The 25,251-nt window shown below is 68.0% G+C and carries 19 protein-coding genes; 6 read left to right on the top strand and 13 right to left on the bottom strand.

The genetic code is table 11. The features are described from left to right. The first annotated feature begins 10 nt into the window (after positions 1-10). Together ACKN61_RS17195 and ACKN61_RS17190 are read left to right on the top strand one after the other, a co-directional pair. The gene (locus ACKN61_RS17195) at positions 11-1,513 is read left to right on the top strand and encodes a hypothetical protein (RefSeq protein WP_408950548.1); all 1,503 of its coding nucleotides are present in this window, start codon (positions 11-13) and stop codon (positions 1,511-1,513) included. Beyond that, complete coding sequence (locus tag ACKN61_RS17190; protein WP_408950547.1) at positions 1,510-3,156, top strand: hypothetical protein; 1,647 nt, start codon at positions 1,510-1,512, stop codon at positions 3,154-3,156. Before ACKN61_RS17195 ends, ACKN61_RS17190 begins: the two co-directional genes overlap by 4 nt. A gap of 49 nt (positions 3,157-3,205) precedes the next feature. Here the strand turns inward: ACKN61_RS17190 and ACKN61_RS17185 are convergent, their stop codons facing one another. The 6 genes from ACKN61_RS17185 to ACKN61_RS17160 form a co-directional block, all read right to left on the bottom strand. After that, positions 3,206-4,612 (bottom strand): hypothetical protein, encoded by a 1,407-nt coding sequence (locus tag ACKN61_RS17185; protein WP_408950546.1) that lies wholly within the window; start codon positions 4,610-4,612, stop codon positions 3,206-3,208. Between the two features lie 561 nt (positions 4,613-5,173). Further along, positions 5,174-5,596: a hypothetical protein gene (locus ACKN61_RS17180; protein ID WP_223621613.1), complete on the bottom strand. Its 423-nt coding sequence runs from the start codon at positions 5,594-5,596 to the stop codon at positions 5,174-5,176. Beyond that, the gene (locus ACKN61_RS17175; RefSeq protein WP_408950545.1) at positions 5,593-8,934 is read right to left on the bottom strand and encodes a winged helix-turn-helix domain-containing protein; all 3,342 of its coding nucleotides are present in this window, start codon (positions 8,932-8,934) and stop codon (positions 5,593-5,595) included. The genes ACKN61_RS17180 and ACKN61_RS17175 overlap by 4 nt, the downstream gene beginning before the upstream one ends. Before the next feature lie 449 nt (positions 8,935-9,383). Next, the gene (locus ACKN61_RS17170; RefSeq protein WP_408950544.1) at positions 9,384-9,605 is read right to left on the bottom strand and encodes a hypothetical protein; all 222 of its coding nucleotides are present in this window, start codon (positions 9,603-9,605) and stop codon (positions 9,384-9,386) included. Positions 9,606-9,768: 163 nt separating this feature from the next. Next, on the bottom strand, positions 9,769-10,413 hold the full coding sequence (locus ACKN61_RS17165; RefSeq protein WP_408950543.1) for a peroxiredoxin family protein: 645 nt from the start codon (positions 10,411-10,413) through the stop codon (positions 9,769-9,771). 221 nt (positions 10,414-10,634) lie between these two features. Then, the gene (locus tag ACKN61_RS17160) at positions 10,635-11,534 is read right to left on the bottom strand and encodes a DMT family transporter (protein WP_408950542.1); all 900 of its coding nucleotides are present in this window, start codon (positions 11,532-11,534) and stop codon (positions 10,635-10,637) included. Positions 11,535-11,630: 96 nt separating this feature from the next. On the opposite strand from ACKN61_RS17160, the gene ACKN61_RS17155 reads away from it, so the two are divergent. Then, the gene (locus ACKN61_RS17155) at positions 11,631-12,401 is read left to right on the top strand and encodes a helix-turn-helix domain-containing protein (protein WP_036149199.1); all 771 of its coding nucleotides are present in this window, start codon (positions 11,631-11,633) and stop codon (positions 12,399-12,401) included. Positions 12,402-12,512: 111 nt separating this feature from the next. On the opposite strand, the gene ACKN61_RS17150 is transcribed toward ACKN61_RS17155, so the two are convergent. Continuing rightward, positions 12,513-13,952, bottom strand: coding sequence for an amidohydrolase family protein (locus ACKN61_RS17150; RefSeq protein WP_408950541.1), 1,440 nt, complete (start codon positions 13,950-13,952; stop codon positions 12,513-12,515). Between the two features lie 259 nt (positions 13,953-14,211). On the opposite strand from ACKN61_RS17150, the gene ACKN61_RS17145 reads away from it, so the two are divergent. Beyond that, entirely contained in the window at positions 14,212-16,404 is a 2,193-nt protein-coding gene (locus ACKN61_RS17145; RefSeq protein WP_408950540.1) for an AAA family ATPase, read from the top strand. After that, positions 16,401-17,327: a hypothetical protein gene (locus ACKN61_RS17140; protein WP_408950539.1), complete on the top strand. Its 927-nt coding sequence runs from the start codon at positions 16,401-16,403 to the stop codon at positions 17,325-17,327. The genes ACKN61_RS17145 and ACKN61_RS17140 overlap by 4 nt, the downstream gene beginning before the upstream one ends. A gap of 89 nt (positions 17,328-17,416) precedes the next feature. Here ACKN61_RS17140 and ACKN61_RS17135 read toward each other — a convergent pair whose 3' ends face one another. Then, positions 17,417-19,453, bottom strand: a complete 2,037-nt coding sequence (locus ACKN61_RS17135) for a M2 family metallopeptidase (RefSeq protein WP_408950538.1) — start codon at positions 19,451-19,453, stop codon at positions 17,417-17,419. Between the two features lie 485 nt (positions 19,454-19,938). Between ACKN61_RS17135 and ACKN61_RS17130 the strand changes: the two genes are divergently transcribed. Further along, on the top strand, positions 19,939-20,328 hold the full coding sequence (locus ACKN61_RS17130) for a hypothetical protein (RefSeq protein WP_408950537.1): 390 nt from the start codon (positions 19,939-19,941) through the stop codon (positions 20,326-20,328). A gap of 1,565 nt (positions 20,329-21,893) precedes the next feature. Here the strand turns inward: ACKN61_RS17130 and ACKN61_RS17125 are convergent. From ACKN61_RS17125 to ACKN61_RS17105, 5 genes are all read right to left on the bottom strand, one after another. After that, on the bottom strand, positions 21,894-22,367 hold the full coding sequence (locus ACKN61_RS17125) for a hypothetical protein (protein WP_408950536.1): 474 nt from the start codon (positions 22,365-22,367) through the stop codon (positions 21,894-21,896). 244 nt (positions 22,368-22,611) lie between these two features. Beyond that, complete coding sequence (gene minE / locus ACKN61_RS17120) at positions 22,612-22,878, bottom strand: cell division topological specificity factor MinE (RefSeq protein WP_408950535.1); 267 nt, start codon at positions 22,876-22,878, stop codon at positions 22,612-22,614. Positions 22,879-22,882: 4 nt separating this feature from the next. After that, positions 22,883-23,692, bottom strand: a complete 810-nt coding sequence (gene minD, locus ACKN61_RS17115; RefSeq protein WP_408950534.1) for a septum site-determining protein MinD — start codon at positions 23,690-23,692, stop codon at positions 22,883-22,885. Between the two features lie 25 nt (positions 23,693-23,717). Then, positions 23,718-24,512 (bottom strand): septum site-determining protein MinC, encoded by a 795-nt coding sequence (gene minC / locus ACKN61_RS17110; RefSeq protein ID WP_408950533.1) that lies wholly within the window; start codon positions 24,510-24,512, stop codon positions 23,718-23,720. Beyond that, a complete protein-coding gene (locus ACKN61_RS17105; RefSeq protein ID WP_408950532.1) occupies positions 24,509-25,129 on the bottom strand; it encodes a GNAT family N-acetyltransferase in 621 nt (206 codons plus the stop codon). Before ACKN61_RS17105 ends, minC begins: the two co-directional genes overlap by 4 nt. Positions 25,130-25,251 lie beyond the last annotated feature (122 nt).

Here is a 25,251-nt window from a genome sequence, read left to right as displayed (position 1 = left end):
TCCGGGCGCCATGACTCTGCGCAGCGGCAGCAGCATCCGGATCGGGCCTCGGCGCTCGACGCTGGGCGCGCTGATCAAGAGCGGCGGCGCGGGCAGCGTATACCTGCTGCCCGACGACGCCCACAGCGTCGCCAAGATCTATCACGAGCGCGTCGACCCGCCGAGCTATACCGACCGCATCGAGGCGATGCTGGAACTGCGCCCGCATCTGCCCGACCAGGTCGAGGGCGGCAAGCGCTACGTCCAGATCGCCTGGCCGCATGCGGTGGTGCGCGACGAGCGCGGGCGTTTCGTCGGTTTCACCATGCCGGCGCTCGACGTCAAGTCGACCTCCGAACTCGAACAGGTGCTGCAGGAGCGGCAGGCGCGCGCGGCCGGGCTGCCGGTCGGGCTCGGCGCCAAGGTCACGCTGGCCGCCAACCTCAGCGCGGTGCTCGCCGCGCTGCACGCGCAGCATCACTACGTGGTCGACCTGAAGCCGGTCAACCTGCGTTTCTATCGCGCATCGCTGTACATCGCCTTGCTCGACTGCGACGGCTTCAGCATCCAGGGTCAGGGCAAACGTTTCTCCGCGCCGCAGGTCACGCCGGATTACCTCGCCCCGGAGTTCCAGGCGCGCAAGCTCGGTCCGGACGGCGAGGAAACCCAGGACCGCTTTGCCCTGGCCGTGGTCGTGTTCCAGTTGTTGAACTTCGGCATCCATCCCTACAGCGGCCGGCCGGCTTCCGACCGCGTGCCGACCGACATCCCGGCGCGCATCCGCGAGCGGTATTACGCCTACGGCCTGCGCGCCCACCGGATGATGACGCCGAGCCCGGTCAGCGCGCATGCCGCGATCCCGCTGGAACTGCGCGAGTTGTTCGACCGCGCCTTCGGCAAGGACGGCGAGCAGCGGCCGAGCGCGGCCGAGTGGAGCCGCGCGTTGCGCAGCTATGCGCAGCCTTCGAGCGGGCGCCTGGTCGTGTGCGCGCGCAATCGCGAGCATCAGCACTACGCCAGCCAGCCGTGCGCGTCCTGCGTGCGCGCCGAGCTGATCGCGAAGACCGCGCGCAATGCCAAGCCGCGGCCGAAACCGAATCCGCGGCCGGAGCCTTCGGGCGGCCGGCGCGGGGCGCGCGGGCCGGTTTCTGCGGTGACCGCCGCGCAGATGGCCCAGATGCAGGCGCAGCTGACCCGCATGCAGGCGCAGATGCAGGCACAGACCGCGCAGAACGTGGCGCAGGCGCAACGGTCCTGGTGGCCGCGCGGGTCTGGCGCGGCCGTCGCGAGCAAGTCTTGGTCGTCGCGAATCGGCATCGCAGTGCGGGTCAGCCTGGCGGTGGCGCTGCCCTGGTCGTTCGCCCGGATCGCTCAGTTCGTGCAGGCCTTGTACGCCCAGTTGCTGCCGAGCTCGGGCGCGGCCGCGCTCGACGGCTGGATGAACGCGATCCTGATGACCTTGCTCGGCGCCGGTTTTCTGGCCGCTTGCGGCGTGTTCATGCTGGTCCTGCCGAGGATGCTCAAGAACCGATGAGCCGGCCCAAGCCCTTGCAGCGTTTCCGCTACACCCGCATGGCCTGGGGCAAGCTGGCCGTGCTGCTGTTCTTCACCTTGATCCTGCTGGCGCCGTTCACCGGCTGGTTGATGTCCTTGCCGCTGTGGGCGATGGACGTGGCCGGGCATTGGGTGTCCTCGCCGCTGCACAGCCGCGACGAGCGCTGGTTCAACCTCGCCTTGTTGATGGCGGCGGTGCCCAGCCTGATCGCGGTGCTGATGCGCTCGATCGAGCACAACGACCGCGAACTGCGCATCGGCGTGGTGGTGGCGGCGTTCGCCGTGGTCGCGATCCTGGTCGCGCCGGCGCGCAACGCGCAGCGCTTCCCCGCCGATGCGATCGTCGGCAGCGTGCCGGCCGTGCCCGCCGAGCCTTCGGCGATGGCCGATGCGCTGGTGTCGCCGGCGCCCGCGGCGGTCTCGCCGCCGCCGCCGCGTTCGGCGCGCGAACGCGAGGCCGAGATCGATGCCCTGATCCGCGGCGCCGCGAGCAGCGCCGCGCACGGCGATTCCTTCTATCGCCAGCAGCTCGCGATGATCGCGGTGCAGGCGCAGGGATCGAACGCGAAGCGCGATGCCGACCGCTACGAGGGCGCGATGCGGTTGTATCGCGAAGCCTCGGCGGCCTTGCAACCGGGCGCCGGCGCCGAGCGCATCGAGCCGATCGAGCACTACTTGTCCGCGGCGATGGCGGCCGACCCTTCGCGCGCATTGCCGCCGCGCGAGCTCGGCACCTGGCGGCTCGGCGCTTTCATGCACGGCCTCGGCCGCTATGGCGTCGCTGCGGAGCGGCCGCTCGACATCGTCGATGCCGAAAGCCTGCGCCGCCAGCGCGACGCGGCGCGGGCGAATTTCCTGCAGGCCTTGCGCATCCACCCGACCTTCGACGGCGCCTGGCGCGGCCTGGCCTGGACCTGGCTCTACGACCAGCCGGACCTGGCCTTGGGCGCGCTGATGATCGAAGCCGAACAAACCGGCCGTGCCGGCGGTTCGCGCGCGGTGCGCCAACGCATCGACGTCGCCGGCGGGGCCGAGGCCGCGCCGCGTTTCCAGATCCTGCAGGCGCGCGCGCAGGAGGTGGCGATGGAACTGCACGGGCTGTCGATCCCGGCCGCGGTGCGGGTGATGGCGCGCCGGCCGCTGCCGTCGCTGCCGCCGGCGGTAGCGGCGATGCAAAAGATGGTCGGCACCGGCACCGGCGCCGGTGTCGCCGTCGAGCCCGCGCCCGACGATCTGTCGACGATCCCGCGCTTGTCGGATGCCTTGGACGCGGTCGCTTTTCGCGGCACGAAGACCGCGCCGAGCACGACCGCGCTGCTGGCCACTGCCTGGCGTCGTGGCGCCCTGGTCGTCGCCGGCCCGCTCGACCTCAGTCATTGGCGCGCGCGCGTCGGGGCAGGCGGACAAAAATCCTTCGATGCCCGCATCGCCGGTTGGCCGCGCTATCGCATCGCGCGCGGTTTCGATCTTCCGCGCGGGCTGGACCGCTCCGCGCCGGCGATCCTGATATTGCCGGCGATGATCGAACGTCCGCGCGGCGATCTCGGCAATCTTGTGTTGCTCGATGCCTCCAGCGGCGCCTGTTCGGGCCGCTACTGCGGCTGGGTGTTGCGCGGTCCGTGAGCGCTCGCGCGGTCGCCGCGGCCCGGCGGCCGCGGCGAGTGGTCATGGCTCAAGCGTTCGGCAGCTCGGCGATGGTCACGCCGATGATCAAGGGCACCTCCGAGGTGGTGGTGCCGGTGAAGCTCAGGCTCGCCGGGTCGGCTTTCCAGCCGGCGCGCGCGCTGCCGCCTTCGGCTTCCAGGGTGAAGGGGCCGATGCGCAGGCCGGTGGCGAACTTGAAGACATTGGCGAAGCGGCGGAAGGTCGAGGTGGTGGTGCGGATGCTGAAGCTCGGTTTGTAGCCGACGACCATGCCGCTCTTGACCAGACCGAAGAAGCCTTTTTCGCCGAACACCGCCTGGCCGCGTTCGTCGCCGAAGGGGCTGTAGCCGTGGACGAAGGGGCCGTCGATCATGCTGCGGGCGAACTCGCCGTCGTACCAGCCGCCCGGGGCGATGCGGATCCGGTCGACCGCCTGGAAATCCAGCGACAGTTCGAGTTGGTTGTCGAACTCGAATTCGTCGATGCGCTCCCAGCGGCCGTTGATGCGCACCTGCCAGAACAACTGGCGGATCTTGCCCTGGCGCCCGGCCCAACTGCGGCCGAAATCGTAGGGCGCCTCGCGGTTGCTGAAACCCACGGTGGCGCCGGCCGGGCCGTCACCGGCCTGGACCCGCGCGACCCAGTCGGCGGCGTCGTGTTCGACCTGCCAGTCGGGGACCTTGGCCATCTTGATCAGGTTGAGGTCGGCCAGGCGGACGTGGAAGTCGTCGCTGCCGCAACGGCGCTGGGCCGCGCCGAGTTCGACCGCGTCGCACTGCGCGATCAAGGCCGAGTAATGCGCCTGCGCCTGGTTCATCGCGGTCTCGGCGGCGACGATACGCGCCTGGTAGCCACGGCCGCCGCTGCGGCCCAGCCACTCGCTGAAGCAGGGTTCGTTGTCGGTGACTTGATTCGCGTAGGCCGAGGCGGCCGAGGTCGTGGCCAGGGTGTAGTGGTTGGTCGCCACGACCAGTTCGTCGTCGGCGTCGTGCAGGTGTTGGCGCAGGCTCGGGTATTCGGTCGCGGCCGGGATCACGTTGAGGAACTGCTGATAAGCCTGGTGCACCGGGTCGCCGCTGGAGACGTAGGCGCCGATCGCGCTCCAGCGCGGCGCGGTCGCGCAGAAGTCGTGCTGGGCGGCGCTGATGAAACCGGCCTGGGTGAGCGGCCAGTCCCAACGCGTCGACGGATAGACCAGTTGGAAGTCGTCCGGCGAGACGTCGATCGAATCGGTCAGGGCCCGGTACAGCAGGCCCCAGGGCTTGTCGTCGAAATCGTTGTTGGCGGCCAGGCCGGCATCGAGGCGGGCGAGTTCGAGCAGGCGCCGGTCCTGGGCGCCGTGGCGGAACTGCGAGAGCGGGCCGATGTCGTCCTGCGAGTCGAGCGTGTCGCCGCCGTCGCCGGACAAGGTGTAGGGATAGTCGGAATCGGACATGGCCGGGCTCCTGCGAATCCGCCGGGGCGGGTTCGTGCCGGACACCGTGCGCCGGCCGGCGCATCGGTCCCGGCGGCGGCACGCGGCGGTCCGGGTCGGCGCAGATTCCCCGCAGCGCTTCCGGCCTGCCTTACGGCAACCTTACGGTCGGTTTTTCCTTGTTCGATCAATGCCTTGGTGCAACAGGTAAGGCCTTGCCGGAGGCGAACGAACAGGTTCGTTCGCCGTCGTCGGCGCGGGTTCTGGCCGCTTTTCGTCGTTCGCGACGTGGGCCGGGCAGTGGCCGGCATCGCAGGGCGACCGCCGATAGCCGTCATCCCGCGCTGGCGGCTCGGCTCTTCTCCGGCGAAAGCCGAACATCCAGAGTCTTCCGTCGGCCGCCGGGCGACAGCGTCGGATCGGGGCCGGATCGGGGGGGGGGGGCCGAAGCGGGAGACGAACGAAGCGGTCGAACCGCCAACATGGGCAGCGGCCGTCGGGTAACGGCCGCTGCGGTTTCCGGCGGTCGGCCGCCGCTGCGCTCGCGATACGGGCGCAGCGCCGTCGACCGGCCGCGGCGGGTCAGCGCTTGCGCTTGCCGGCCTGCGGGGTGATTTCCGGGTCGTTGCCGACTTGCGGGTCGCAGGCGACCAGGACGCCGCGCTTGTGGTCGCGCACCAGCACCGAGAAGAAGATCAGGGTCTGGGTGTCGTTGCGGTTCATCATGCTGGCGCTGCGTCCGTCGGCGGCGATCTTGGTGTCGTAGATCTGGTCTTTGGCATCCGAGTTCAGCACGCCCTCGATCTTAAGATCCTTGGACACTTCTTTTTCGAGGCGGTAGGTGATCTTGACCGGGCTCTGGTCCTTGCCGACGGTGACCACGTCGGGCGAGAAACTGTAGAAGTAACGGCCTTGCGCGGCGTTGCCGCCGAACACCACATGGGCGACGGTGAGTTCGATCTCGAGCGTGGCCGGCTTGGTCTTGTTCTTGGACTTCTGAGTCATTGCAGGGCTTCCTGGCGGGTGGGTGGAGCGTAGAAGGCGATGAAATCCGGGTGGCGGTAGCCGCTGCGGCGCAGCCATTCGATCTGGCGCGCAACGTCGGCATGGGCGTCGAGGTGGATCTGCGCGCGAATCCAGGTGTCGAGCAGGAAGCGGTCGCGCGATTGCGGCGCGCTCGCCGCGAGCAGCCCGCGCACGCGCTTCCAGTCGGCCTCGGCGCGCTCGCGTTGGCCCACGGCGGCCAGGCGTTCGCCGCGCGAAACCAAGGCGCGCGCCAGGGTCGACAGACTGGCGGCGTCGCTGCCGCCCGAGTGCAGGGCCTCGAGGTCGGCCACGGCGCGGTCGATCTGCGCCGGCCACGGCGTCGTTGCGGCAGCGCTCTCCACCTGGGCCAGGCGCAGGCGCACGACCGCGTCGAGCCGCCGCCACTCCGGCAAGGATTGCGCTTGCGCGAGCAAGGGCGCCAAGGTCGCCTGCGCCTCGCGCAGTTGCTGCGCGGCCTGCGGTCGTGCGTCGCGCAAGGCGGCGATCCAACCGGCGTGGGCGTAAGCGTGTGCGAGGTCGCGTCGCCAGGTGCGGTTGTCGGGTTGTTGCTCGACCAATAGCCGCAGCAGCGACAGGGTTTCCTCGGCGTCGCGGGCGGCCTCGTCGACCAGACCGCGGTCGAGCGCCAGGATCGAGCTGCGCAGCAGCGCGGTCGCGAGTTTGCGCCGCCAGGCATTGGCATCGGGCTCGTCGGCGACCAGTTCGCGCAGCATCCGGGTCTGCAGGGCGTAGCCGGAGGCGGCGGCCTCGAACTGGCCGCGCGATTCCTGCGCGGTGCTGAGCCAGGACAGGCTGTCGACCAGTTCATAACGCAGCGACTTATCGTCGGGCTTGCGCGCGAGCAGTTCGCGCTTGATCGCGACCGAGCGGGCGAACAGCTCCGCGGCTTCGTCGGTGCGTTGACGGCTGTTGGCCAGGGTGCCGAGATTGTTCAGCGCATACGACAGTTCGAGCTGCCAGCGCGGGTCGGTCGGCGCGCGCGCGACCAATTGCTCGGCCGCGCGCAGATAGTCGAGCCAATGCGCATGAGCCGGGTCCATGCGTTTCTGGCGGAAGTCGTAATAGCCTTGCCAGTAGGCGACCGTGCCGGATTCGGCCAGGGCCTCCAGCGAGTCGGGCGTTTCCCGGCGCGCCCGCGCCACCGTTTCGGCGGCACGCTCGAAGGCGGCGTTGGCTTCGTCGAACCGGGCCAGGTTCATCAGCACTTCGCCGACCGTGCGCAGGGCGCGCGCATGGTTGACCAGTTCGCGCGGCTGCATGTCGGCTTCCGGCATGCGTTCCAGGTAGGTCAGGGCCTGGCTGCCGACGCTGTCGAGCAATTGCAGGTTGCCGATCGGGCGCAGCTGTTCGGCGAGGTCGCCGAGCATGAAGCCGACCAGTTGCTGGGCCTGGTCGCGGCGTTGTTCGGCTTCGCGTCGTGCCTGCAGCGCCTGCAGGCCGAGCGCGACCGATGCCAGGGTCAGCGCCGCCAAGGCGCCGATCGCGCCGACGCGCAGCCATTGCTTGCGCCGTTGCTGGCGTTCGCTGGCGCGCAGGAATTCGAGGTCGGCCGCGGCCAGGTCGGCCGGCAGACGGCGCGCGGCCTCGCGCGCTTCGGCCAGCGGGCGGCCGGGATTGAGCAGGTGATCGGAACGGCGGCCTTCGCCGGCCCAGCGCCGCGCCGCGCGCTGCAGGCGTTCGCGCGCCTGCAGCAACTGGCGGTTGTCGCCGGCCCATTCGCGCGCGCGCGGCCATTGCCGCAACAGCGCTTCGTGGGCCACGCCGAAGCCCGGCTCGCCGCCGCTGAGTTCGCCGACGAACAGCCGCGCACGCACGAAGGCTTCGGCCAGTTCGCGCGCCGCGGCATCGTCGAGCGCCGACCACAGCACCCGGCGCGCGGTGATCGCATCGCTGTCGGGGCGGATCACGATCAAGGCCGCGAGCACGCGTTCCAGGCTGGCTTGCGCGGTCGCCGGCAAGTCGGCGTACACCTGTTCGGCGCGGTGCGCCAGCGCGCCTTCCAGTCCGCCGAGCTCGCGGTAGGTGCGCAGGCTCAGCACGCCGCCTTCGTCCTGGCGCTCGTACAAGGCCTGCAGGGTGTGCTGCAGCAGCGGCAACGAATCGGGATGCTCGGCGGCGGCGTCGCGCAGCACGTCGTCGAGCCGGATCGAGCTTTCCGGGTCTTCCTCGAAACTCAGGCCGGCCAGCGCGGCGGGGGCGCGGATGATCTGGCCGATCTCGCCCAGGCGCGGGGTCAACAGATCGATATGGCCGTCGCCGGCCTTGAGTTCGGCCAGGCCGGGCACGGCTTCGATCAGGCGCGGATAGAAATCGCTGCGGGTGATCGCGATCGCGGCGACGTGCCGGCAGCCGCACAGCGCCGCCATCGCCGCGCCGAAATCGCTGCGGTCGCGGGCGTCGATGGCCGGTTCGGCGACGACCGCCTCGCTGTGGTCGATCACCAGCAACAGGTGGGCGCGTTCGGCGCGATGCCCGGTCATGCGCAGGAAGGCGTCTTCGATGCGGGCGTGGACCTGTTCGGGCGCGGCGCGCAACTGCTGTTCCAGCGCCTCGACCTCGGTCTCCAGGAACACCGGCCGCCCCAGCAGCGACCAGCCGCACAAGGCCTGGGCCAAACGCGCGAGCAGGTCGCCGCCGCGGCAGGCACCGAGGTCGAAGTAGACGCTGCTGAGCGCATGCAGACCGTCGAAACCGCCGTCCTGCTGCAACAGCGGCATCACCGCGGCGCGCAACAGCGAGGTCTTGCCGCAACCGCTGGCGCCGGAGACCAGGACGAAGCGGCGTTGGCTGTCGACTTGTTCGCGCAAGGTCGCCAACAATTCGGCGGTCGCTCGGCCGCGGCCGAAGAACACCCCGGCATGGGCCTGGTCGAACGAACGCAGACCCACGTAAGGGCTGCCCTCGGTCCACGCCGCCGCGCGCGGCAGGCCGCTGCGGTAGTCGTCGGGAAAGCTGACCCGCGCAGCCAGGCGATAGCCGCGCTTGCGGATGGTCTCGATGTAGTCGGGTTCGCGGCTGCGGTCGCCGAGTCGGCGCCGCAACTGGGCGATGGTCTTGTGGACCGGGTTGTCGCCGTAGAAGGTGCCGCGCCAGATCTCGATCAGCAGCTGCTCGGCGCTGATGACTTCGCCGGCGCGCTCGGCCAGGGCGACCAGCACTTCCATCATGCGCGGTTCGAGCGCGGTCGTTACGCCTTCGCGGACGATCGACAGACGATCGGGCTGTACCAACAGCGCGCCGATGCGGAACTGCGATACCGAGGCCAGGTTCTTGATCCGGTCGATGCGTTGATGCATCGCAGGGCACGCTCGTGAGATTGGGGCGGTCGATGTGCGGGGCCAAAGGCGCATGAAGGCTTCATGCGTGCCCCGTCATCCGTAACCGCCGCTCGCTGCGAGCCGGCGCAACAGGCGAAAGGCCGCCGGTGTCGTCGCGCCCCATCGCGACGTCAGGCGGGGAGTTCACTGAATCCATGCGCAAGCTAGCAAAATGCCGCGCATCCGTGTGTGCTGTATCACGAATTTCAGTGACGAGGCATCGAATCGGCCCGATCGGATGCCGGGGTGGCCGCCAAGCAAGCGGTTTTGCGTGGTGTCGGCGCACACGCAGGTCTCGTACCTGGGCGGCAGGCAGGCGCCGGCCGTCGCGACCGATGCCGGGCTCCGCTTCAAGGCGGATGCGGAATAAAAAAAGCCGGCCGGGGGCCACCCCCCTGCGGCCGGCAGACGCTTGCGGCCGAGGGGGATCAGCCGCAGCAATAGCAGACCAGCGGACGGCCCGGGCCGCCGGGGCCGAGTTCGCCGCCGAATTCCGGGCACTCGCTGCGACAAGCGAACGAGTTGCACGACTCCGATTGGGCCGGTGCGGCGCCGTTGCCGGCGATCACCTGGAAGGCGCCGAAGCCCATCGCCGCGGAGAACAGCAGGGCGGCGAGGACGACACGGACACCACGAGTGCGCTTCTTCATTACTGAGCTCCTGTCGATGTTCGCCGCGCCCTCTCCCAAGACCGCGGCGGATACGCCGGAGCCCGGCACGATGCCGGTCCGGCCGGGGGACGCGGCCAGGGCCGCGTCGTTGGCGGATGCCTGGGCACCCGCCGCAGCGTCGAGTCCCGCGACGCTGCATGGTTCATCTCGACACCGCCGGGGCGGCGACCGCGGCCTGCACGGCGGCGCGCGACGGCGGCGCGGGCCGCACCGCGCGCAGCAGTTCCTGCAAGGTCTGTTTGCTGTTGATCGCGCCGACGTGCTGGTAGCGGACCCGCCCGTCGCGGCCGATCACCAGCAGCGACGGCACCTTGCGCGCGCGGAACAGCGCTGAGGTGCGGCGGTCGTCGTGGGCGATCAAGGGAAAGTCGAGCCCGTGTTCGTCGGCATAACCGCGGGTCTGTTCGGGCGAGGCGAAGGCCACGCCGATCAGTTCGGCGCCGCCGCCGGAAGCGGCCCGCAACTGCGACGCGGCGAGTTTCAGCTGCGGCAGCGAGGCGCGGCAATGCGGGCAGGTGGTGGTGAAGAAAAACACCACCTGGCTGTCGCCGGCCGGCTGGCCGAGCTCGCGCGCGCGTCCGTCCAGCGACTGCAGGGCGACACGCGGCACGTACATGCCGACATAGGGTTGGGTGACGCGATCGACCAGCCATTGCTGATCGTTGCGCAGGCGCCCGACCTGCCAGCCGAGCGCGACGACGAGCGCGGTGGCGACGATCAGCGCGGCCCAGAGCAGGCGCTGACCGGACCGCGAGGCCGATGTTTCGATGTCGGGTGGCGACGACATGTCACGACCCTAACAGCGAGTGTCAATGCCGAACTTGACGAGGCTCACAATGGCGATGCGCGCATGGCGGGAGCGGAGCGACGAGCCGTTCGAGGGTAGGAGCGGCGTAAGCCGCGGCCTGCGGCAGGCCGCGAGGGACCGTCCGCAGACCGGTCGTGCCTGGTGACCGAAAGAAATTCCAGAAGGGCGCCGTTCCTACCCAAGCCAAGCAATCGTGGCCGTCATCTCGCGCATTCCTGCGCCCGCAGCGGCGCCGCCGGACGCTGGCGCAAGGCCTGGGCGGTCGCGACGCCGAGCAAGGTCAGCACGCCGCCGATCCAGTGATAGGTCTGCAAGGGCTCGCCCAGGAACAGCACGGCGAACACGGCGGTGAACACCGGGGTCAGGTTCATCAGCACCGAAGTCTTGTCCGCGCCCAGGCGCAGCAGGCCGTGCATCCAGAACCACGGCGCCACGGTCGAGGCCAGCAGACCGGCGTACAGCACCAGCGGCAGGTTCTGCGCGGTCAAGGCCACCGACGGCGCCAGCAGGAAGCCCGGCAGCAACAGCACGCTGCCGCACAGGACTTGCAGGTACAGCGACTCGCCGTTCGGGATCGGCAGCGCCCAGCGTTTCACCAGCACGCCGTACAGCGCGTACGAGGACGCCGCCAGCAGCATCATCAGTTCGCCGCGGCCCAGGCCTTGCTGCAGCAATCGCCCCGGGTGCCCGCCGCTGAGCAGCCAGCTCAGGCCGGCGAAGGAAATCAGCGCGCCGACCAACATGCCCGGCGAAGGACGCGTCTTCAGCACGAACATGCCGATCACCATCGTCATCGGCGGAATCGCGGCGACGATCAGGCCCATCGACATGGCGCTGACGCTGTGCGCGGCGAAGTAGGCCAGCGACTGATACATGACCATGCCGAGCGCGGCGAGCACGATCAACTTGCGCCAGTGCGGGCGCACCTGCGCGCGCAGCTTCCACACCCGCGGCAGCATGAAGGGAGTGAGGACGAGCAGGGCGACCAGCCAGCGATAGAACGAAATCGCCGCCGGCTCGATCGCGCCGGCCGACAGCTTGTTGACGATCGTGTTGCCGGCCCAGATCAGCGTGGCCAGGATCGGCAGTAACAAATGCATTGCGGTGTTCCGTACAACGTGGGGCGGCTCATTCTAGAATGTCGGGTAATCGACAGATGTCGATAACCAGACAAGCCGTAGCGAGGCCCGGACAAGATGCGCAACAGCCGCCGCTTCCACTATCCCTACCGCTCCTTGCCGGGCCCCCTGCTGCTGCGTTACGAGGCCTTGGCGGTCGATACCGAGAGCGCCCTGCATCAGCACCCCTGGGGCCAGTTGGCCTTCGTCGAATCCGGCAGCATGGCCTTCCTGATCGAGGAGCAGCCGTTCTTCGCACCGCCCGGCTACGCGGTGTGGATCCCGCCGAAGATGGACCACAGCTCGCACAACCGGCGCGAAGTGCAGTGCCGCCTGATCAATATCGCCGAGCGCTACACGCCGATGCTGCCGAAAGCGCCGGGTATCGTGCGTCTGCATCCTTTGTTCATCGCCGGGGTCGAGGACTTGTTCGATCGCGGCATCGAAGTGCCCGACACCGCGGCCGACCGGCGTCTGGCGCGGGTCTTGATCGACAAGTTGCTGGCCACGCCGATGCTGTCGCGCTTCGTGCCGCAGAGCGAAGACCGTTTGCTCGGGCCGATCCTCGACGCCTTGCAGCACCATCCCGGCGACAACACCACCCTGGAGCAGTGGGCGCAGCGCGTGCACACCACCGAGCGCACCCTGAGCCGGCGCTGCCGCGACGAACTCGGCATGTCGTTCAGCCAATGGCGCCAGCGCCTGCGTTTTCAGCAATCGATTCCGTTGCTGGAGCAGGGCCGCAGCGTGCAACAGGTGGCGGTGGCGATGGGCTATGCCAGTGCTTCGGCCTTCATCGCGATGTTCCAGCAGTTCAGCGGTACCACGCCGCAGAAGTTCCGGCGTTGAGGGAAGAGCCGGCGGGCTTCGAGGGTAGGAGCGGCGCGAGCCGCGACCGCGAATCACGCTTGCGCCATTGTTGCGAGGTCGTGGTCGCGACTCACGTCGCTCCTACAAAGGCTACGGCGCGGTCTGCGCCGCCACCTTCTTGCGCACATCCTCCAGCATCGCATCGAGCGCCTTGCGATCGTGGAGCTTGCCGCGCAACACGAAGCTGTCGATGCGTCGGGTCGCGGCGATGTCGCGCAACGGGTCGGCGTCGAGCAGGACGATGTCGGCGGCCTTGCCGGCGGCGAGGCGGCCGTGCAGGCGCTCCTGGCCCAGGAAGCGGGCGCCGTTGATGGTCGCCGCCTGCAGCGCCTGCAACGGGGTCAGGCCGTTGTCGACGAAGCGCTGCAACTCGTCGTGCAGGCCGATGCCCGGGTAATTGAAGGAGTTCAGGAAACCCGCATCGGTGCCGGCGAGGATCGCGACCCCGGAGGACTGCAGCAAGGGCAGGATCGCTGCGCTGCGCTCGTAGCGCTGGTGGCGGCGCTCGATCGCGGCAGCGTCGTCCTTGGCCGCGCGTTCGACGCGCCAGGCGTAGGTCGCCTGCAGGCCGGGGCCGATATAGCGCAGATAGGCATCGCCGCGGTGATCGTCGCGATCCAGGTAAGTAGTGACGAAGCTGCCGTTGAGGGTCGGGGTGACCGCGGTGCCGCGTCGGGCCAGGCGCCGATAGGCGGCGCGCGCGGTGTCCTCGTCGAAGCTGGCCTGGATCCGGTTCCAGCCTTCGCGGCTGTCGATCTCGCCGCGCGCGACCATCGCGCCGATCTCGGCTTCCTGCGGCGAGCCGGCCTTGTAAGCGTAGTCGATGTGTTCGATCGAACTGAGCCCGGCCGCGCTGACCGCATCGATGGTGAGGGTGAACGGCACGTGCGCCGAGGTGCGCAGGCCGCGCGCGTGCGCCTGCTTGAGGGCGTCGAGGAACAGCTCCGGCGACAAGGTGTTGTCGGTGATCTTGACGAAATCGACCTTCCAGCCCTGCAGTCGGTCGAGCGCTTTGGAAATCTCCGCGGCATTGCCGACTTCGATGTCGCCGGGCCAGATCGATTCGTAGCCCTCCAGCTTCGGGCCGGAGGTGTAGATCGTCGGACCGTCGAGGCGGCCGGCGGCGATCGCATCGCGCCACTCGAACACGCTCGGGCTGAGGTCGCCGGCGGCGTCGCGCACCGCGGCGATGCCGTGGGCCACGTACAACGGCAGCAGGTTCTTGTTCTCTTCGATCAGCTTGTCGCCGCCGCCGAAGTGGACGTACATGTCCCATAGCGCCGGGATCGCGTACTTACCCTGGGCGTCGACGGTCTGCGCGGCCTGGTAGCGCCGGGCCTTGGCGTCGTCGACGATGGCGACGATGCGATCGCCGCGCACCGCGATGGCCTGGTCGGCGCGGGTCTTGCCCTCGACCACGTCGACCACGTTGGCCTGCCGGATCAACAGGTCGACGCGTTCGGCGGCAGCCGCGGCGGTGGACGAAAGCGCGAGCAGCAAGGCGGCGCACAGGCGGATCGAGGGGGGCATGCGGAACTCCGGGAGCGCGGCCGCCGCAGGGGCGGCCAGTAACGGGAAGCGGCACAGGCGCGCACAAGCCGCATCGGCATTGTGCCCGAGGCCGGCATCGCTCCGGCTTCGCGATCTAGGACCGAGTGCCATTCCGCCAGACCCGGCCATGTCCATAATGACGGCGATCCGCCGCCCGGCGCAGTCACGGAAGCTAGGCCGCTTGCGGCCGCCAATGCCCGTGCCGCCTGCGGCCGCCAACGCCCTGCGGAGGGGCTGCATGAGGAAAGTAAAAAGGCTGGCCACGCCGCCGTCGTTGCGCCGGCCGGAATTGCTGGACTGGGCCCGCGAAATCACCGCGTTCTACAGCCGGCCGGCCGAGGAACGCCAGCGCCAGCGCGCGCCGTTCGAACGCTACGAGCCGTTGTTCCTGGGCAAGGACGTGTTCGCGGCTCTGGACGCGCAGTTCAAGAGTAAATGCGCGTATTGCGAATCCGGCCTGCAGGTGCACGAAAGCCGCATCGATCCGTTCCGCCCGATCCTGGCCGCGGCCGATCCGCGCACGCGCGAGGAAAGCCCCGACCATTACGGTTGGCTGGCGTTCGAATGGCGCAACCTGATGTTTGCCTGCAACGAATGCGTCTCGGCCAAGCGCAATCTGTTCCCGGTCGATACGCCGCGCGCCTTGCCGATGACCGCGTGGCGGCAAACGGTGGCGAGCGAGAACGCGTTGTTGATCGACCCCTGCCGCGACGACCCGGCGCGGCATCTGGCGTTCCGGCCCGACGGCCTGCTAGCCGCCAAGACCGACAAGGGCGAGGCGACCATCGCGGTGTTGAACCTCAACCGCCCGCGCTTGGTCGAGGCGCGACGCCAGTGGATGTTCGACCTGCTCGCTACGATCCATCAGGCGATCGACCCGGAGGCCGAAGCGGTCGCCATCGGATTGATCGACGAGCTGGACAACCTGCGGCACAGCGGCGCGATCCGTTCCGCGCTCGACACTGTGGCCAAGGAAACCGCGCGCCGGGCCGGGCTCAAGCCCATCGTCGGCTTCCGCCCGTCGCGCGATATTCCGCGCCTGGCCGGGCACCATGAGGTCTGGGACCGGGTCGCCTACGAATACCTGTCGGGCGCGGACAAAACGCCGATCGCCGAGTCGCTGCGCAGCGCGGCGAGCGAGTACTACGAACTCAGGCCGAGACTGGACGCGTCCCACGTCGAACGTGTGCGCATCTTCAACTTCAAGGGCATCGACACCCTGGAGCTGGAGTTCGCCCATGCGCAGGCCTCCGACAGCAATGCCTCCGGGGTGATGCTGCTCGGCGAGAACGCCGCCGGCAAAAGCACCGTGCTGCAAGCGCTGGCCCTGGCCTTGATGGACGAGCGCTTGCGCAAGGGCTGCCGGGTCGAGGGCGCCGATTTCCTGCCGCGCCAGCGCGAGTCCTGGGAGGTGCTGATCGACCGGCCCTATGTGGAAGTGCTGCTGTCGTCGGGCGACACCCGCCGCATCGAGATCGATTCGCTCGGTCGCATCGAGGACCATACCGAGGCGGCCCCGTCGATGGTGCTGGCCTACGGGGCGAGGCGCTTCTTCCGTTCGCAGGACCGCATCCACAAGAACGCGGTCAACCGCAGCCTGTTCGATCCTTTCGCCAAGCTCGAAGACCCCTCGCCGTGGCTGGTCGAGGCGAGCCGGCAGCATTTCAATGCGGTGGCGCGGGCGATGCGCGAGGTGTTCTCGTTGCACGATGACGACGACATCTTCCGCGGCCCGGGCGGCCACGTGATGGTGCGCGCCCACGGCCGGGTGACCCCGGTCGAGCGCATGAGCGACGGCTACCGTTCCCTGTTCGCGATGGCCGTGGACATCATGCGGCGCATGGTCGAGGCCTGGGGCAATCTGGAATACGCACAGGGCATCGTCCTGATCGACGAGATCGACGTGCACCTGCACCCGCGCTGGAAGATCGAGGTGATGTCGGCGCTGCGGCGGGCGATGCCGAAGGTGCAGTTCATCGTCACCGCCCACGACGCACTGTGCCTGCGCGGCATGCGCGACGGCGAAGTGCACGTGCTGTACCGCGACCAGCACGACCGCATCCGCCCGCGCGAAGACCTGCCCAACATCGAGCTGTTGCGCAGCGACCAGTTGCTGACCTCGGACTTCTTCGGCCTGGCCAGCACCGCGCGGCCGCAGACCGATGCGGCCTTGCATCGCTATGCCTATCTGCTCGGCAAGCCCGCGCTGGATGCCGGCGAACAGCGCGAACGCGGCGCGCTGGCGGCGCAACTCGCGGGCCTGCCGCTCGGCGACACGCCGGTCGAGCAACTCGTCGGCGAGGCGACCCAGCGTTACCTCAACGGCCGCCGCCGTCGCGGCGGTGCCGAGCGTGCGGCGATGCGCGAGGACGCGCTGGAGGAAATCGTCGCCCTGTTGAGCGCGGACGCGGCGGCGGGAGCCCACGAATGAGGTTCGTGGATCGCAAGTCGGTGCCGGCGCCGGCCTCGCTGGTCGACCCGGACGGCGCCGGCCGGCGCGAACTCGAGAAAGCCTCGAAGCATTACCTGGACCCGAAGGCCGAGACCTTCGGCTTCAAGGCCTATAAGCGGCCCGACGTCAAAGAGGCGCTGCGCGAGCTGTTCAAGAAGAAGTGCGCGTACTGCGAGTCCTTGCACGAGGCGACTTCGTCGGCGGACATCGAGCATTACCGGCCCAAGGCCGGCGTCGACGGCGAACCCGGCCATCGCGGCTATTGGTGGCTCGCGGCCGACTGGGACAACTTGCTGCGCAGTTGCATCGGCTGCAATCGCGTCGAAGGCCACCGGGTCGCCGAAGCCGGCATGACCGCCGCGCAGCTTGCTGCCCAGAAATTGCAGAGCGTGGGCAAGGGCAACGCGTTCCCGGTGTCGGCGGTTCGGGCGTTCAAGCCGGGCGACGACTGCGACCGCGAAGACCCCTTGCTGATCGACCCGACCCGGCGCGATCCCGGCCCGCATCTGGCCTGGCATACCGACACCGATCTGTCGCTGCTAAGCCCGAGCTTCCACGGCGCCGTCGCCGATGCCTACGGCGAACACACGATCCGCATCATGGCGCTCAATCGGCAGGCGCTGGTCGAGGCGCGCACCCGCCATCTGCAGCGCTTGAACGATCTGTTGTTCGACATCGCCGAAGCCCTGGACGAGGCCGCGGTCGCGGCGCCCGCGCAGCGCGCCCGTCCCCTGCAGCGGGTCACGCGCAAACGCGCGCAACTGCGGGCGATGGCCGGTGCGGACGAAGAATTCACGGCGATGACGCGGGCCTTCGTCGCCGCAGCCGAAGGCGAGCTGCTCGCGCGTTATCGCGAGTTACTCGAAGCTAAGGCCGAGCAGGCCGACGCAGTCGGCGCTTAACCGATCCGCGGACAAAGAAAAACCGGCCGAAGCCGGTTTTTCTTTTGCTTGCGGCCGCGGACGCCGCGAGAACACCGCGAGAGTTGGGCTCAGCCCTGTGCGGGCTTGCCCGCCTTCGCCTCGGGCTTGGCCGCTGCCGGCTTGGCGCCCGGAGCGACCGGCGCGGGCGCGCCCGCCGCCGAAGCCTGCCAACCGCAACTCTGGCCTTCGTTCTGCTGCTTCAGCCAGGTCTGCAACGGCGCGAAGTATTCGAGCACCGCCGAGGCGTCCATCTTCTCGCCGCCGGTCAGCTCCTTCATGGTCTGCTGCCACGGCTGGCTCGCGCCCTTGCTCAGCATCGCCTGGAACTTCGCGCCGGCGGCCTTGTTGCCGTAGAAGCTGCACTCGTACAGCGGGCCCTTGAATCCGGCCGCGTCGCACAGCGACTTGTAGAACTGGAACTGCAGCACGTGCGAGAGGAAGTAGCGCGTGTAGGGCGTATTGCCCGGCACGTGGTACTTGGCGCCGGCGTCGAAGAACTCTTCGCCGCGCGCCTCGACCGGAGCCACGCCCTGGTACTTGGCCTTCAGTTCCCACCAGGCCTTGTTGTACTCGCCCGGCTTGATCGAGCCGTCGAACACGCCCCAGCGCCAACGGTCGATCATCAGGCCGAACGGCAGGAACGAGACCTTGGCCAGGGCCATGCGCATCTGCGCGTTGATCAGCGACTCGTTGCTCTGCTGCTGGCTGCCGACCAGGCCGATCGACTGCAGGTACTTGGGCGTCATCGCCAACACGATGGTGTCGCCGATGGCCTCGTGGAAGCCGTCGTGCGCGCCGGTCTGGAACAGCGGCGGCTGGTTGTTGTAGGCCAGGTAGTAATAGACGTGGCCGAGCTCGTGGTAGATCGTGGTGAAGTCTTCTTCGTTCGGCTTGATGCACATCTTGGTGCGCACGTCGCCGCCCATGTTCATGTCCCAGGCGCTGGCGTGGCAGACCACGTCGCGGTCGCGCGGCTTGATGAACTGGGTCTTGCTCCAATAGCTGTCGGGCAGCTTGGGCATGCCGAGCGAGACGTAGAAGTCCTGCGCGCGCTCGGTCATCTGCTTGGCGTTGGCCAGGTTGGCGTCGACTTCGATCTGCGCCTGTTCGTCGGCGGCGCGGTCGCCCGGGTTCTTCGCCGTCTGCAGGTCGAAATTGTGCTGGTACTGGCGTGCCAGCGCGCCGTTGATGTCGAGGCTGCCGGCCTGCTGTTCGGTGTACGGCGCCAGCACGTCCCACATGTTGCCCCAGTCTTGCTGCCACATATTGCCGAGCAGGTGCGCCGGCAGCATGCCGCCGGTGGTCTCGCCCTTGTCGGCGCCGTACTTGGCTTCCAGGCGCGAGCGGGTATAGCAATGCAGTTGTTCGTACAGCGGCTTGACCTGGCCCCAGAGGCGGTCGGTCTCGGCGGCGAGCTCGACCGGGCTCATGTCGTAGCCGGAGCGCCACAACTCGCCGGTGTCGGCATAGCCCAGGTTACGCGCGCCTTCGTTGACCAGTTCGACGAAGCGCGTGTAGTCCTTGCGCATCGGCTTGGAGATGGTGTGCCAGCCTTTCCATGCGTCGAGCTGGGCGTCGTAGTCGCGGCTGTTGCGCAGCACGTCTTCGAGATCGCCGAGCTGGCGGCAATCGGTATCGCCGCTGCCGCTGCAATACGTGCCCGAGCCGTACATGCCTTCCATGCGCGTGGCGATCTGGGTCAGCTCGGCCAGCTTGGCCGGGTCTTTCGGCGCCGGCATCGAGGTGCCGATCTTCAGCAACTGGATCGCGCGCGCGCTGGCGGGCGACATCTGCTGGCCTTCGAATTTCTTCGACTGCTCGATCCAGCTGTTGAGCTGGGTGAGGTAGCGCTCGTTGGCCTTGGCCGAGAGCAACTGGCTGTCGTCGTTGATGTAGGTCGAGGACAACCACTGTGCCGAGGTCATCTCCGGATACATCTTCTTGTATTCGTCGTTGACGCGGGCGATGAACTGGTCGGCGGTCTCGCCTTCCGGCGCGGCGGCGGCCGTGGTGCTGGAGGAGGGGGTGGGGTCTTTCTTGCATCCGGCCAGGCCGATGACGGCCGCAGCGATGCCGAGCGCCAATACGGCGCGAACGTGGTTCATGTGTGCTCTCTCCAGGAAGTGCCGCGCTTTGCGCGCGAGCCAGAAGGCTAGAGGCCGGGTCGGTCCGGCGCAAGCCGACCACCGCCGGGGCGCCTGGGCGGCTCGTCGGGAGGCCAGGCGAACGTCTGGCCAGGGCGAGGTTCTGCGCACATTCGGCACACTAGGTGGACTGAAAACGGTTACGTAGGTCTCTGTTCAGATCCGATATTTGACCGATTCAGGCCGTTCAGCCGGTACCGGGTCACGAAATGTGCTTCCGGTGAAGTTATTTTTTCGTTACGTGTAAACGTTTAGATTGTTAATTTTTCGGTATTCATCTAGCGCCATGAAACGCAGGCCGAATTTGTGACGATTTCGTTCAGGTTTCGGGACGGCGGTTCCCGGTCAGGTTTCAACCCATGTCACAAAAAGGGATTTGATTTGTGACGCCAAAACGGAAAAAGTGACGCCCAGCGGCAGCCGTTCATCGGTCACGCTTGGGATGGGTGGATCCCATGGGGAATCGTTTTGGCTTCAACAGGAAAGGCATGAAACATACGATGAGCTCTTCCGACGACAGGCGGTACCGGCCGCTCACGACGACTTCGTCGCAGCGCAGCCGGCGCGAAGGTGGCGAATGCCTGTTCACGGCCGATCTGAGTTGGGCGCGCGAAGAAGCGCCGATCGAACCTCCCCACGGCAGCCTCAATCTGAGGCGCGTCGCCATGGCCGCCCTGCTGGCGCTGGCGGTGGTGGGCATCGTAATGATGAATGGGCCGGCCGACGCCGGCCCGGTCTGGCGCGCGGAATCGGCGCTGCCGGCGCCGGTCAGCGAAGCCGAGCCCGTGGCGGTCGACGCCGCGCGGACCGCGCAGATTTCGCCGGTCGCGTTCTGAGAACGCGGCCGGCAGGCACTCGGTGGGGGTAAGCGCCTGGAAGGCGCAATCAGGGGAAGGGAAGCTGTAAGAAGACGGAAAGGGTTATGGGGATAGCCCGATCCGCACGGTTTGAATGGCGTCGGCGCCAGGGAGGGCGTCGGTGGCCGCTCGCGATGATCTTCTTTGCTTTGCTCTCAAGGCCTTTGGCCGTTTCAGGCTGCCTTTGTGTGGAACGACGTAAGCCGCGACGCGCACTCGCAATCTCGCTTCGTGGCTTCCACAGGCTCATGTAGGAGCGACGTGAGTCGCGACCAAGGGACGCACAGAGGTTGGCAAAGCCGATACCGCTCATCGAAGCGGCGTGCTTTCGTGGGGGTAGGGGCGGTGTCCTAGTGGATTTCCTTCGGTCACAAGCCGCGACCGCGCTGTAACGGTCTTGCGGCGTGACTTCCCGTATCTCCACGTACCCTCCTGTAGGAGCGACGTAAGTCGCGACCATGGAACGCGCAGAGGCGCCAGCGCCGATGTCGCTCATCGAAGCGACGTGCTTTCGCGGGGTAGGAGCGGCGCGAGCCGCGACCGCGCTCTTGCGGCCTCGCGGCGCATTACTCAAGCAAGATCAGGATCAAACGCCAAAAGCTTCCGCCACTAAAGCGGCGGGTTACTTTCTTTTGTCATAAGCAACAAAAGTCCGTCTGGATTCCCTTCGGTCAAAGGTAACCAAAGAAAAATGCTTTTCTTTGAATCAAGGGCCCGCGCGCTCGATGCCGACGCAGGGATTTTTCATACGGGACATCCCTGTCCCGATGAAAAACGGCGTGCATCCCTGCGCGCCGCCCTCCGGGTCTTCTGTTGCCTTCGCGAGTGTTTTACGACGCACAGCAACAGCAACAGCAACAGCAATCCTGCAACCACGACGGTACAAAGGGTAGGAGCGGCGCGAGCCGCGACCGCGAATCTGCGGCTGCCGGCACCAGTGATCGTGGTTGCGCGGTCGCGGCTTGCGCCGCTCCTACCCTAAGAGCAAAACACGCGTTGCCGTTGCCGTTGCCGTTGCCGTAAAGAGCTTGGCGCAGTTTCGATCTAGCGATGCGATCATAGACCCGGAGGGCGGCGCACAGGACGTGCGCCGTTTTTCGATAGGACAAGGACGTCCTATCGAAAAATCCCGGCGCTAGCTACGCACTCGTGGCCTGTCCCCTTGCAAGGAGAGCCCTTTTCTTTGGTTACCTTTCTTTTGGGCTTAGCAAAAGAAAGTAACCCGGCCGCGTAGCGGACGGAAGCTCTGCACTTGCTTCAAGGGAACGCCGGAGGCCGGCAGGACGTGGTCGCGACTTGCGTCGCTCCTACCCTGGGGCTGCGGATGTTCGCGGCGCGAGATTGAAGTGGTGAGGTCGCGGCTTATGACCGAAGGAAATCCAGCAGGACGCCGCTCCTACCCCGCGACAGCACGCCGCTTCGGCGGACGACTTCGGCATTGTCGTTTTTGCGCGTCCCGTGGGCCGCCGCTTATGACCGAAGGAAATCCAGCAGGAGGCCGCTCTTACCCTGGGCCAGCGAACAATCGCGGCGCGAGATCGGGCTTACAGCGCCAGCACCCGCTCCGGCAGCCGCACCAAGCCGCGCTCGGCCAACCATTGCCACGAACTCTCGGCATCCTGTTCGACATAGGCGCGCGCCGAGCCCAGGCGGAAGCTGTAGCCCCAGCTGTCCATGTCTTCGAAGATGCGCTCGCGGCTGGCGCCGGGAATGGCATCGCCGAGCAGGCACTGGAGCACGCACACGGCGTCCTCTTCCTCGATCGAATCGGTGGCGTCGGTGTGGACCTGGGCACGGCGCTCGGGCGGCAGCACGATCAGGTGCGCGGCTTCGTGCAGCAGGGAGTGCAGCGGGGTGTCGCCGCGCGCGTACACGGTGCTGCCGATCAGGCCGGCCTCGGTGTCGCCCCAGTAGCTGCCCGGGATCGGCTCGCCGTCGTCGACGCGCTGCAGGCGCAGGTCGTAGCGCGCAAGCAGGGTGGCGACGTCGTCGAAGGCCAGGTGGGACAGGGTCAGCATGGTGCGGAACGTTTGAGGGTGGGAGTGTTGTAAGTCAGGCCATAGCCGGGCAGGCGCCGCGGTCGTCGCGGCGGCATACGCAACGACGCGGCCAGCGAGTGTATGGCCTCGGCCATGCACGTTCGCCGCGATGAGGCGCGCGGCCACGGCATCGGCGGAGCGGTAGCGGCTGCGCGACGACGGCTTGCACCGTTCGAGCACGCAGCGTGGGCAGGTCCGCGGCCGGCAGGCCGGCCGCGTCGGCTCAGGCCTGCGCCGGGTTTTCCGGCAGGGCGACCGAGATGTCCAGGACCTTGTTGTCGCCTTCGCCGATCAGGTCGACCTTGACCGATTCGGCGTCGACGTTGACGTATTTGCGGATCACCTCGAGCAATTCGCGCTGCAGCATCGGCAGATAGTCGGGGCCGCCACCGCCGCGGCCGGCGCGCTCGTGGGCGACGATGATCCGCAAACGGTCCTTGGCGACCGATGCGGTCTGCTTCTTGGCCAGCAGGAAGTCGAACAGACCCATAAGCTCAGCCTCCGAAGATCTTGCTGAAGAAGCCCTTCTTTTCCACTTGCGTGAAGCGCATCGGTCGGGTGTCGCCGAGCAGGCGGGCGACGGCGTCGTCGTAGGCCTGGGCGGCGTCGGATTCGGTTTCCAGGATCACCGGCTCGCCCTTGTTGGAGGCGTTGAGCACGTCGCCGGATTCCGGGATCACGCCGATGGTCTTGAGGCCGAGAATTTCTTCGACGTCGCCGATGCTGAGCATCTCGCCGCCTTCCACGCGCTTGGGGCTGTAGCGGGTCAGCAGCAGGTGCTCCTTGACGCGCTCGCCGTTCTCGGCGCGGCGGGTCTTGGACGACAGCAGGCCCAGGATGCGGTCGGAGTCGCGCACCGAGGAGACTTCCGGATTGACCACGACGACCGCCTGGTCGGCGAAGTACATCGCCAGGAACGCGCCCTTCTCGATGCCGGCCGGGGAGTCGCAGACGATGTAGTCGAAGCCTTCGGCGGCGATGTCCTCGAGGACTTTCTGCACGCCTTCCTTGGTCAGCGCGTCTTTGTCGCGGGTCTGCGACGCGGCCAGGATGTAGAGGTTGTCGAAACGCTTGTCCTTGATCAGCGCCTGCTTGAGGTTGGCTTCGCCGTTGACGACGTTGACGAAGTCGTAAACGACGCGGCGTTCGCAGCCCATGATCAGGTCGAGGTTGCGCAGGCCGACGTCGAAGTCGATCACGGCGACCTTGTGGCCGCGACGGGCGAGCCCGCAGGAAAGGCTGGCGCTGGTGGTGGTCTTGCCGACACCGCCCTTGCCCGAAGTGACTACGATGATTTCGGTCAAAACTCGTTCCTCCAATGGTGCGGCTTCAATCCAGAGCCGCAATTTTGATTTGTTCGTCTTCCAGCCAGATCTGCACGGCCTTGCCGCGCAGTTCCTTCGGGATGTCTTCGAGCACCTTGTAATGGCCCGCGATCGCGACGAGTTCGGCGTGGAACTCGCGACAGAAGATGCGGGCTTTTTCGTTGCCTTGCGCGCCGGCCAGGGCGCGACCGCGCAGCGGGCCGTAGATGTGGACCGAGCCGTCGGCGATGACCTCGGCGCCGGCGCCGACCGTGGTCAGCACGGTCAGGTCGCGGTTGTCGGCATAGATCTGCTGGCCCGAGCGCACCGGGGCGGACTGGATCATGCCCACCGAGGCGGCCGGGGCGGCGGCTGCCGGGGCGGCCGCGCGCGCGCGGGCGGGCTCCGGGGCCGGGGCGACCGCCGGGGCCTCGCGGCGAGGCGGTGGGGGGGCGGCTTCCGGAGCGGCGCCGTCGGCGCGCTCGTAGGAGGCGCGGAACTTGGCCAGCAGCGGCAGGCCCAGGGCCTGGGCCAGGCGGTCGGTCTCGCTGGTGCCGTAGGCCAGGGCCACCGGCAGCACGCCGGCGGCACGCAGGCCGTCGAGCAGGGCCTGGGCGGTGCCGGCGTCCGGGGTCTGGCTGAGACCGCCGAAATCGATCACCACCGCGGCCCGGCCGAACATGTTCGGGGCGCGCTGGACCCGGCTGCGCATCTCCTCGACCAGGCGTTCGACGTCGAGGGTGCGGATGCGCAGGTTGGCGATGCCGACCTGGCCGATCTTGAGTTCGCCGGCCTGTTCGTAATCCACGGCCACGTTCACAGGCCGGTCCCGGTCGGGCGCGGCGCCTGGGCGGCGACCTGGCCGTGCTGGACCGGGACCCGCGGGCGGGCCAGCCAGCTGGCCTCGGGCAGGGCGTCGCCATAGGTCTCGCGGACCCAGGCATAGCTGCACAGCGGCTTCATGAGCATGGCCGCGCGTACGCCGGCCTCTTCCATGACGTGCTGGCCGACCTCGCGGAAGCCGAAGCTGCCGTGGAACAGCAGGGCCGGGTCGTTGCCGCCTTCGAGGAAGACCTCGCAGGCCAGCTGCGGATAGCGCAGTTCGGCGTAGCTCTGGGCGTCGGCATAGAAGGCGCGGCCGACACCGCCGCCACGGCGCCGGCTGGCGACGACGATACGGTCGATATAGAAGAAGTCCGGATAACGCTCGCGAAACCAGCGGAAATTGCTGCTGTCGTGGTCGCTGCGGGCACCGATGCCGATGAGGAATCCGGCCAGGGTGCCGTCACGTTCGGCGACGCGGAAATATTCGGCGGTGTCGAAAAAATGACGCAGTCGGGCCGCATCCAGCGGCAGGATCGCGGGCCCGGCGGCATTGTTGAGGGCAAGGACGGAATCCAGCTCGTGCTCTCGCACGTCGCGGACAACGATCGACATTCCACGCTCCAAGTATTCAAAAGCCGGCACGCGTTCCGTGTCGGCGTCCCGATTATCGCATGGCGGTCGCTCCCGGGGCGAACGCCAAGTGCATGACTTCTGGACGGCTCCGACGCGTGCCC

The sequence above is a fragment of the Lysobacter sp. Hz25 genome, assembly GCF_046097045.1.
GTDB classification, from domain to species: domain Bacteria; phylum Pseudomonadota; class Gammaproteobacteria; order Xanthomonadales; family Xanthomonadaceae; genus Lysobacter; species Lysobacter antibioticus_B.
Note: the sequence above shows the minus strand (reverse complement) of the source record. Positions and strands in the feature narration are given on the sequence as shown.